Source organism: Nostoc cf. edaphicum LEGE 07299, from assembly GCF_015207245.1.
Classification (GTDB): domain Bacteria; phylum Cyanobacteriota; class Cyanobacteriia; order Cyanobacteriales; family Nostocaceae; genus Nostoc; species Nostoc edaphicum_B.
Genome location: NZ_JADEXF010000170.1, coordinates 1 through 6933 on the forward strand (window position 1 = coordinate 1; position 6933 = coordinate 6933).

General features: G+C 44.4%; 10 protein-coding genes. 7 read left to right on the top strand and 3 right to left on the bottom strand.

Annotation, left to right across the window (positions count from 1 at the left end):
* Positions 1 to 112: 112 nt before the first annotated feature.
* From IQ229_RS07135 to rnhA, 6 genes are all read left to right on the top strand, one after another.
* Positions 113 to 994 (top strand): FHA domain-containing protein, encoded by an 882-nt coding sequence (locus IQ229_RS07135; protein WP_194042493.1) that lies wholly within the window; start codon positions 113 to 115, stop codon positions 992 to 994.
* A gap of 77 nt (positions 995 to 1071) precedes the next feature.
* On the top strand, positions 1072 to 1224 hold the full coding sequence (locus IQ229_RS07140) for a hypothetical protein (protein WP_194042494.1): 153 nt from the start codon (positions 1072 to 1074) through the stop codon (positions 1222 to 1224).
* A gap of 7 nt (positions 1225 to 1231) precedes the next feature.
* The gene (locus IQ229_RS07145) at positions 1232 to 1975 is read left to right on the top strand and encodes a M50 family metallopeptidase (RefSeq protein WP_194042497.1); all 744 of its coding nucleotides are present in this window, start codon (positions 1232 to 1234) and stop codon (positions 1973 to 1975) included.
* Positions 1975 to 2160, top strand: a complete 186-nt coding sequence (locus tag IQ229_RS07150) for a hypothetical protein (protein WP_194042499.1) — start codon at positions 1975 to 1977, stop codon at positions 2158 to 2160. Before IQ229_RS07145 ends, IQ229_RS07150 begins: the two co-directional genes overlap by 1 nt.
* A gap of 2 nt (positions 2161 to 2162) precedes the next feature.
* A complete protein-coding gene (locus IQ229_RS07155; protein WP_194042501.1) occupies positions 2163 to 2417 on the top strand; it encodes a hypothetical protein in 255 nt (84 codons plus the stop codon).
* A 124-nt stretch (positions 2418 to 2541) separates the two neighbouring features.
* Complete coding sequence (rnhA, locus tag IQ229_RS07160; RefSeq protein ID WP_194042503.1) at positions 2542 to 3450, top strand: ribonuclease HI; 909 nt, start codon at positions 2542 to 2544, stop codon at positions 3448 to 3450.
* 115 nt (positions 3451 to 3565) lie between these two features.
* Here rnhA and cruG read toward each other — a convergent pair whose 3' ends face one another.
* Both cruG and cruF read right to left on the bottom strand, forming a co-directional pair.
* Positions 3566 to 4762: a 2'-O-glycosyltransferase CruG gene (gene cruG / locus IQ229_RS07165; protein WP_194042506.1), complete on the bottom strand. Its 1197-nt coding sequence runs from the start codon at positions 4760 to 4762 to the stop codon at positions 3566 to 3568.
* Between the two features lie 149 nt (positions 4763 to 4911).
* A complete protein-coding gene (gene cruF / locus IQ229_RS07170) occupies positions 4912 to 5820 on the bottom strand; it encodes a gamma-carotene 1'-hydroxylase CruF (protein WP_194042507.1) in 909 nt (302 codons plus the stop codon).
* Between the two features lie 384 nt (positions 5821 to 6204).
* Here cruF and IQ229_RS23785 point away from each other — a divergent pair, with 384 nt between their 5' ends.
* Positions 6205 to 6651, top strand: a complete 447-nt coding sequence (locus IQ229_RS23785; protein ID WP_228013261.1) for a hypothetical protein — start codon at positions 6205 to 6207, stop codon at positions 6649 to 6651.
* 150 nt (positions 6652 to 6801) lie between these two features.
* On the opposite strand, the gene IQ229_RS07175 is transcribed toward IQ229_RS23785, so the two are convergent.
* Positions 6802 to 6933: ABC transporter permease (locus tag IQ229_RS07175; protein WP_194042508.1), on the bottom strand; the 132-nt coding region annotated here is incomplete at its 5' end.

Below are 6933 nucleotides of genomic sequence, written 5' to 3' on the forward strand. Positions count from 1 at the left end.
CCCTTTCCCCGTATCAAATCGGCAGTAATTGCTAGAATCTAAAGCTAGGGCCGCCCTCTGCTTGCCAGTCCTAACTATATTTATGATGATCTTGAACAAAGGCTAAATATCGATGATCGTCTGCCCTAATTGCAATCATCCCAACCCTGACGGCGCTGTTCAGTGTGAAGCTTGTTATACACCGTTACCTGCGACTACTAATTGTCCCAGTTGTGGGGCAACTGTGCAGGCAGATGCTGCATTCTGCGGTCAGTGTGGCTATAACCTTCACTCCGCAGGAGTTCCACACGTTCATCCCACAGTAGCTACAACAGTCACTCCAGATATTCCCGTGGAAGTACCAGCGTTAGTTCCGCCCGATCCACTGTTAGAACTTTTACAACCAGATGCCTTGGGAATGAGCGGTTCTACTAACTCCCGTCCTCCCGAATCATCTTTACCACCAACAGAGATGGCAGTTCCCCCAGAACCTGTGCCACAGATACCTGTTGCAGAAAGCAGCCCTCCAGAACCTGTGTCAACCGTTGTCGCTCAACCCGTAGTCTCTGGACAAAGTAGTATTCCGACTCCACCACCTGTGGAGCCAGTACCACTCTCTGAAGCCGAAGCATCCCCGCCAGCAGCACCAGCACCAACTGCAACTGCTGCCAGAACGCAATTGCAGCAGGTTACAGCGCGGTTACTCCACGTTCAAAGCGATCGCTTAATTGAATTACCGCAAAATTTCTCTGTGATTCATATCGGCAAGCCCAATGACCGGATTCCTCCAGATATAGATGTTTCAGGATTTCCTAATTCCGAAATTGTCTCGCGGATTCATGCAGATATTCGTGTCGAGGGAGATGCCCATTATGTAGAGGATGTGGGAAGTTCTAATGGCACTTATATTAATAATTTGCCACTTTTACCAGGAAACCGTCATCGCTTGCGACCAGGCGATCGCATCAGCTTAGGTAAAGGAGACTTAATGACATTCCTCTTTCAACTTGCTTAACTGGTTCTTGCTAAATTATGACATCAGTCTAAGTATTTTCTGCCCATCCTCCGGCATCCATTTTGGAGGAGCAACAAATGAACTGCATCAGACAAGCGACGGATAACTATGTTGTTCTTGATAGCACCATAGTTGACAGCCGTCGCTTTGATGTACGAATTGTTACATTGTCTAGCAACTCCATTACCTTAATAATTACATTAGGATGGATGGAAATACACTGCCAATGATTGACCTATGAAGGAACCAAGTAAAAATTTTGAACCCTTGCTCGCTAAAGAAGCCCCGCCAGTTGTTGAACGTATGGGGCTAACCTGGCTAGTTGCAGCAGCGATCGCAACTACTTTATTGTGGCAAGTACCAGGAGGGGATTATATCTTATACCCATTTACAATTCTGGCAACTTGGTTTCATGAAATGGGTCACGGCTTAATGGCACTGCTATTAGGGGGACAGTTTCAGAAGTTGCAGATTTTTAGCAATGGTTCTGGTGTCGCAACTTATGGACTCCGGTCGTCATTGGGGCCAATTGGCCCGGCAATAATCGCCGCAGCCGGGCCAATGGGGCCACCTCTTGCCGGTGCAGCTTTGATTCTGGCTTCCCGCAGTTTTACAGCAGCAACCCTCTGTTTAAAAATTTTAGGGAGTTTTTTGCTATTTTCGACATTAATTTGGGTGCGTTCCTGGTTCGGATTGGTGGCAATTCCCTTACTAGGTTTAATAATATTGGGTATTTCCCTGAAAGCACCTCGCTGGGCGCAAGGGTTTGTGATTCAATTTTTGGGTGTACAAGCTTGTGTAAGTACGTACCATCAACTTGATTATCTATTTAGTAGTTCTGCTGGTCCCCTTGGTGCATCTGATACAGCGCAAATGCAGCGATATTTGCTTTTACCTTACTGGTTTTGGGGTGGGTTAATGGCGATCGCATCTCTGGTGATTTTAATCCAAAGTCTCCGCGTTGCTTATCGTTCTGAGTAATGGGTAAAAAGCACCATCAAAAGGCAATTGAATCTTTAGCTCAAAGAATTACTGAACATCAAGAAAAGATTAGACTGGAATCAGAAAAGAGTTTTCCTGACGAAGGTTTAATTAAGCATTGGGAAAAAGAGATTCGTGCTTTTGATAAGGCAATCCAACAAGCGCGTAAAAGATTGGGACAATAAATATGCAGATTAGCGATCGCCCTCTTGCAATAACCAATTCAACCCTCAGTACCTTGATTGCTGAATTAGGTATAGAATGCCTGAAAGTACAAGCATTAGTTAACCAGTTACAGTTAACTAGTTTAACTGCTAACCAACAAGCTGAAATTCTCGCAGAACTCCTAGCTGCTGCGGTTCATCTGTATAATCATTGTGACGAAGATTTTCAGACGCTAATTACTGAAGAAATGGAAAATTTGCCTGATGATGAGGATTAAAGAAGAATTCCGAAGTCAGAATTCAGGAGTAAGAATTAAGAGTTTTTATCAGTATAATAACCTGGATATTGTTAAAAAAATTCGCCGCTAATAACTTTTACCTTCGCGGTTCGATACCCTAACCATGTCCACCCAACCCATAATTCAAAGCATATACACCGATGGTGCTTGCACCGGTAATCCTGGCCCTGGCGGTTGGGGTGTTGTCGTTTACTTCAGCGACGGCTCAATCCACGAAATGGGCGATGCATCCCGTCATACCACTAATAATAAAATGGAGATGCAAGCTGCGATCGCCGCCCTTCAATTTCTGCAAACATCTCAACAAGCCCAACCCATTACCCTTCATACCGATAGCGAATACCTAATTAACTGCGTTACCAAATGGGTGAAAGGCTGGAAAAATAAAGGCTGGAAAAAGTCAGATGGTAAACCCGTCCAAAACCAAGACCTTTTAGAAATCTTAGATGAACTCAATACCCAACAAGTAAAATGGCAATACGTTCGGGGACATTCTGGTAACATAGGTAACGAACGTTGTGATGCGATCGCTCGCAGTTATGCAAGTGGTAAAACCCCTGCTCTACAACAATTATCTTCCACAGAATTTTATAAATCTTTACCTTCTACAAATGAAATAAATGTAGCAAAAGTAGCTGATTATGAAAAAAACTCTAGAATAACTAACCAAAGTCCGCAAAAAATCAGTACTTCTGCACCAGAAATAACCGTTATGGAACCATCAACCGGGCCAACTGCGGCCGTAACCGATGAAAAACCGCCAGAAATGAGGGTTTCGCAACTCCGCAGCTTGGTCGAAACTCTGCGTATAGCTGACGAAATTTCTGAAAAAGGCTACTTAATCACCAGTTCTGAGTTAGCAGACTTGATGGATGTCCATGCCAGCGCTGTCACCAGTCGTGGAGATCAATGGCGCTGGCGAAACTGGATAGTGTCACGGGTACGCCGTGAAGGAAATCAAATTCTTTGGGAATTGGAACGCGGGGATCAAGTAGGAGGTGAAGAAGAGTGAGCAGGGGAGCAGGGGAGCAGGGGAGCAGGGAAGCAGAGGGGAAGTTGCAGTAAATCTTTCCCCTCTGCACCTCTGCCCCTCTGCCTCTTTCCAATGCCCAATGCCCCATGCCCCACTATATATACTTGCGTCCTCGCCACTCGCGCGGGGTGCGGAATGCAGATAAAAAGATTCGTAGCACAGCGAAGGGATCGGCCAAAGGGGAAAGCCAGAATAACCAGCTGCCTTTAGCGTTTGTGCGATCATAGGAAGGTGCGATCGCTATTAGCATGGCAAAGCGAATCACCAACAGGAATAAGTTCAGTCCCAGCAGCAGGAGTGGGGGAGTGAGCGAATATGAGAGTGGGGGAGACATCAACAAAAAAGTCAAGACAATTAAAAGGGGTAGACCTTGAACAGATGTAAGTAGCCATAAATCTCCCCACAACTGAGAGCGAGAAGTTGCATCTTTGAGATCGAGACTCCGCCCCCATTCTTTCCACGTCTCCATCGCCCCTTCATACATACGTACCTTTAATACCTTTGCGCCATCTAAAAAGCCGACCTTATAACCTTGGATAGCGATATTGCGTGCCAACGTGACATCATCACAAAAAGAATTACTCGCACTGCTATAACCACCCACAGCAGCTAAAACGGAGCGACGACACAAAAAACACTGCCCATTTGCCATTACCCGTTCTGGTTGCTCTGTATTGATCCCCGCTGGGTCAAATCGGTAAAGCAAAGTCATCAACAATGCAGGTTGTAGCCAGCACTCTCCAGGATATTTGAGGATGAATTGGGGTGAAAGAGAAACCAAATCATAGCCTTGTGCTTCGGCTGTCTTCACCAAACCAGCAACTAAACCAGGATGCGGTTGGATATCAGCATCCAGCCCCAAGAACCACTGACTAGCCTCTGAGGTATATAGAAAACCGTTATGCAACGCCCAAGGACGCCCCACCCAACCAGAGGGTAAGGGATCATCTGTCATCACGCGAAAGCGAGGATCTTTCTGCTGTGAGACTTTTACCAAATCTGGCGTACCATCACTGGATTTGCTGTCTACAACCATAATTTCCCGAACTTCATAGCTTTGCTGACTTAAACCAGCCAACAGAGGGCTAATGCGAAGCGCCTCGTTCAGTGTGGGAACAACGATGCTAACCTTACCCAAAAGTTCAGGTGTTGGCTGTTGTGGTTCTATTGGAGGATGGCGTCTTGGCCCCTTTAGCAGCCGCGAAAACAGAATCGCTGTTGCTGGTACTTGGATAAGTAGCAATAAAAGAGAGATAGCGCTTTCTGCTATCAAAGCGTTGTCATTAGTCATTAGTCATTAGTCATTGGGTATGGGGCATTGGGCATTGGGCATGGGATTGGATATAGGAGCAGAGAGGAAAGACTTACTGTAACTTCTCCTCTGCTCCTCTGCTCCCCTGCTCCTCTGCCTCCCCACTCCCCACTCCCTAATTTCTAGGCTTATTTCAAGGCAACTTCAACCTTTGCTACTGTTACTTCTTTCGTTACTGGTTCAACAGTAACTTGAGCAGGTGTGGTTGAACTCCTTGACCATAGCACCACAGCCGGAATCACACCTAGCAATAAGCCGAGTAACACAGGGATAGAGAATCCAGCTGCCAAGCTGAGTCCGGCGGCAAATGCAAAGTTAGTTAAATAAACGACTAAGGGCAGATTGAGTTGCGATCGCTCTAATTTAATCGAGGTATTTCTCCACAATAATCCTGCCACACTCATAAACAGAGCGCTAGTACCAAACCAACCTACATAGTTCTGGTAAGGTGTTCCAAAGAAAGCTCCTGGTTGTTCCCAATACCAGAAGGGCAGAGAAGTTTGACTCATAGCCGGTTCAAGGGCAAAGTCCCAGCAAGTGAAGAGCAAAGCACCAACGGCTATCGCAGCAATATGGCGACCCCAACTGGGTTTTTGAGCCACTTTCAAACCAGTTCTCGCAATTAAATAAGACGACAGCCCAACATAAAACCAAGATAAAGGAATTGTGAAAGGAACTAGCCCTCCAATCTTATAACCCAAACCACTCAAGTAGCTATAATCACCAAATGGAAACCCTGTACTTGTTCCCAGTAGTTCACTTCCCAAAGAGATAAACATAGCTGGTAGCATAAATGCTAGCCAAGTTCCTAATCCCAAAGTCCGGTAGGCATAAATAGAGACAGCTACTGTCCCTAAGATGATATCAACTACACCACCGCCAGCCATACTTAACTGTACGGCAGTTTCTCCTACCTGCGATAAGTTGAAAATTATTTCGGCATTAGGTACTACCAGTAGCATCCCTACCAGTCCAAAGGCTTTTGACGCGATATGACCAATGAGGCATACGCGTTCAGCAATAATAAGTTGTTTCATGATAATTCCTTAACAAGATGTGACACGCGGCTACTCGGCTGCTAACAGTTTACAAATCTTTAACTACTTTGTACCGCAATTCTCGACAAACTTGTTTGGCTTTCTTGTGAACAGCATAAAAGTCTATTGATTGAAGCTATAAAATATGATGCTAAACTTACTATTTTAAGCTATATATTCAAAATTTACATAATTTTATCTGTAAGAACTTCTGGCTTCTTGTCTGACTGATACCCGTATCGTCAAAAACTCCTTTAATACTGGGATATCCTTAAGGAAGGAAAATCATCATAAACTGAGCAAGTCCTCAAGCAAAATAAAGTCTTGAATTACTACACTTATTTATGCGATAAAACTTTAACCCTGTACTAGAAATATAAACCCATGTCAATTTTGAAAAGAGTTCCTTGGGTGTCCCTGGCGCTAGTACTGCTGAGTTACAGTACTTTGGGCTGGGTAATATCAGAAACACGTGCTCCTATATTTGTCTGGGTGGCAACTGTAATTGCTATCTTGCTTTTAATCATCACGTTGACCGCTCCTTGGCCGAAGATGACATATTACTACAGTCTTTTTCTTCAATCAAATACCAGGTCTTTCGGCGTTGCCGTCTTAGCAGCTTTCTTATTCTTTATTATGATTGCCTGGTTTCGGGTCTTTCTTGATACTTTACTCATCATTTCAGCGACTATATTAGTCAGGATAGACTTTCAAAGAGCGGGTCTTAGGGAAGGGTTAGCTTTTTCGACTACCTCTATTTTTTCATTGGGAGGTTTAGCTTTGGGTGCGCTAATCTACAAGTTCATATATTCCCAAATTCCGTTAATGTGATGAAGTATACCCGAAAAAGCAAGCGATGCCTGGGTTGGGTTACGCCAATCCTTTAGAAGCAATATTATTTACCTACAATTTCCTTTGTAGCTCAAATTCCCAACTTTTTAAAAAGTCAGTAATTTTGTTTTGTTCAATACTTACTTGGGTTCAAAATGCAGGCTGTTCAAACAGCAGTAGAGATAGAAAGAAATCCATAATAAAAATTGATACCCAACTAGTAACAACTGCTTTTGTTGCCGATTCTCCTACTTCCTTTGCTCCCCCTCTCGTAGTTAGACC

Excerpts from the sequence above, each read along its gene's own strand:
- IQ229_RS07135 (WP_194042493.1), top strand. The coding sequence starts at position 113 with ATGATCGTCTGCCCTAATTGCAATCATCCCAACCCTGACGGCGCTGTT.
- IQ229_RS07140 (WP_194042494.1), top strand. The coding sequence starts at position 1,072 with ATGAACTGCATCAGACAAGCGACGGATAACTATGTTGTTCTTGATAGC.
- IQ229_RS07145 (WP_194042497.1), top strand. The coding sequence starts at position 1,232 with ATGAAGGAACCAAGTAAAAATTTTGAACCCTTGCTCGCTAAAGAAGCC.
- IQ229_RS07150 (WP_194042499.1), top strand. The coding sequence starts at position 1,975 with ATGGGTAAAAAGCACCATCAAAAGGCAATTGAATCTTTAGCTCAAAGA.
- IQ229_RS07155 (WP_194042501.1), top strand. The coding sequence starts at position 2,163 with ATGCAGATTAGCGATCGCCCTCTTGCAATAACCAATTCAACCCTCAGT.
- rnhA (WP_194042503.1), top strand. The coding sequence starts at position 2,542 with ATGTCCACCCAACCCATAATTCAAAGCATATACACCGATGGTGCTTGC.
- cruG (WP_194042506.1), bottom strand. The coding sequence starts at position 4,762 with ATGACTAATGACAACGCTTTGATAGCAGAAAGCGCTATCTCTCTTTTA.
- cruF (WP_194042507.1), bottom strand. The coding sequence starts at position 5,820 with ATGAAACAACTTATTATTGCTGAACGCGTATGCCTCATTGGTCATATC.
- IQ229_RS23785 (WP_228013261.1), top strand. The coding sequence starts at position 6,205 with ATGTCAATTTTGAAAAGAGTTCCTTGGGTGTCCCTGGCGCTAGTACTG.